This is a genomic window from Scandinavium sp. (assembly GCF_036271055.1).
GTDB lineage: Bacteria > Pseudomonadota > Gammaproteobacteria > Enterobacterales > Enterobacteriaceae > Scandinavium.
Window position 1 is genome coordinate 1 of sequence record NZ_DATBBJ010000047.1, and the last position, 2,020, is coordinate 2,020.

Annotated in this window: 2 protein-coding genes; both read left to right on the forward strand. The window is 50.8% G+C overall.

The genetic code is table 11. From position 1 onward, the window contains the following. The first annotated feature begins 288 nt into the window (after window positions 1-288). Window positions 289-888 (forward strand): hypothetical protein, encoded by a 600-nt coding sequence (locus VH187_RS06850; RefSeq protein WP_329700729.1) that lies wholly within the window; start codon window positions 289-291, stop codon window positions 886-888. 235 nt (window positions 889-1,123) lie between these two features. Continuing rightward, entirely contained in the window at window positions 1,124-1,681 is a 558-nt protein-coding gene (locus VH187_RS06855; RefSeq protein WP_329700730.1) for a hypothetical protein, read from the forward strand. Window positions 1,682-2,020: the final 339 nt, after the last annotated feature.

Here is a 2,020-nt window from a genome sequence, read left to right on the forward strand (position 1 = left end):
ATTCGGTCTAGGATTGGTTTGAAAAACGATTTCTAGGCGGCTTTCCGGCTTCAAAACACGGGATTGTATCAGGTGCTTTGACCTGCTCCGAACCTAATCGAGCAGCTTGGGCAGCTTCAGATGAATGACTGTTGAAAATAATTTCTGAGGCTTTAGGGCGTTTGTAAGCGGCGTTCTAATTGGTTGGGATTATCACTTCGAGACAAGGTTAGTGTTTGACGGGCGCGGGCAACGACCTACGGTTGGTGGATGCAACTGCGCCTCAAGAGATGGGGCAGGAGGCATCCAATGTTAGCGGCCATTGCTGTCGCTGCCTCGTTTCTTTTTATATTCTTACCGCAATGGGCGGCATCGGCTTGGGCGTTCTTTTCGAATGAGCCGCTGGCTGTTTGGGTGGCTAGGCAACACTTTCCCAATTTCCCATTTTCGCCTCCGTGGATAACAGGGCCAATTGGAACGGTGCTTCTGTTAATGATTTTGCTATCAATCCGAAGGGACAAACGCAAGGCGGAGCCAGATCGAGGGCACAAACCCCAGCCGAAGGCAGTTACAGTCTCGCCCAAAGACGCTCAACCAGTCGCGGTAGCTATAGATGAATTGAACGAGCTACTGAATGAGGGTGAAAGGCTCGTTTCTAGGTTTCAAATAGAACCCGTAAAACCGACTTTTCCCGAACTCGAGGAGTGGCGACAAAAGGCGCACGACCGCGCTAGACAAAATGTGCTTGCGAACTTTGTTGGGCCGAGGGATTTAGCGAAATTTGATACGGCGTGGGATGAAGCCAACGACCTAGTCGGCCTCGCTGTGCTTAAGCATCTTTGTGGTGCGGTCAATCGCCTTAAAGCATTGATCTCGAAAATTGAGGCAAAGAATAAATTACTTCTTTAAATCGCTCGAAAAACTCCTGCTCTTACCCAAAAGCATTAAAATAATTGATTAACGCCTTACATCTAAGGATTGCATGATTATTAAAAACGATTTCTAGGCAGCTCTACGGCCTTTCAAACGGCAGTCTGTCTGGTGTTGTGACACCCTTCCCGAACCTGATCGAGCAACTTGGGCGGCTTCGGGCTGTCAGAGAGAGGGCTTGCGATCTTGCAGCGTTTTAACGCAAACTGCCCCTATGCGGCAGGACGAAAAATCTTACTCGAAGAAAACAACACGTAGGAAAACCAAAAAAAACCAATACAAAAGAAACCCACACAAAATGAAAGCTATTAAAATGCGAATCCAGAAATTCTCACGACCGGGAGCTATCCTCCTGGCAACCGTTGTCGCCATCATTACCTCCATGGTCGTTGCCAATGCCACGCAGACGATCACAACGCCCAACGCTTTATCCATCTCATACAACCTCGCATCAGGCGCTACCAGCGCAGCAATCACGCCGGCCGCCAGCAAACCGGTGCTGGTTATGGGCTGCTGCACCACAGAGGGGGGCGTGGGTCAGGTGAGCTTGCTGCGTCTTCCAGGCACTCTCATAGAATGGGTCGGCTTGGAGGGGTACAGCGGCCCGAGCACGACCACCACGACCGCCGGAGGCACTAAAATGCCGGGAACCCACATCGTCTGGATCAACTTCGACCACGATGTGGACATACAGGTGGCCAGCGCAGACACGATCCAGATCCACAATGCCCATTCTGCAACGCTGCCCGGGAATGTGACGCTCATCTGGTAAGCAGGCGATTGAACAACAAGGACGCGAGACCAGGTGGGTTTAGGTGTTTTGCGCAAAGGCATACAAATGCCATTCGCCCAGAACGTCTGCCGCGTGAAGTATTGGGAAATCATCGCTGACAATCTCAGCAAAGCCGGCTGGAGTTACGGCTGCGTGTCAGTCGTGGATTCACGCGGGCGAACAATCTTCATTGCTGATGCGAATCACAGAAAACAAGCGAGAATCCCAAACAGTGAAGTCAAGCGCACGTACCGGGCAATGCCAGTTCTGACTTTCCTCTTCTGCCGTAATTACCCAAATCCGTGAAATTCGCTGATAAATCAGCGTGCAAGACGTATA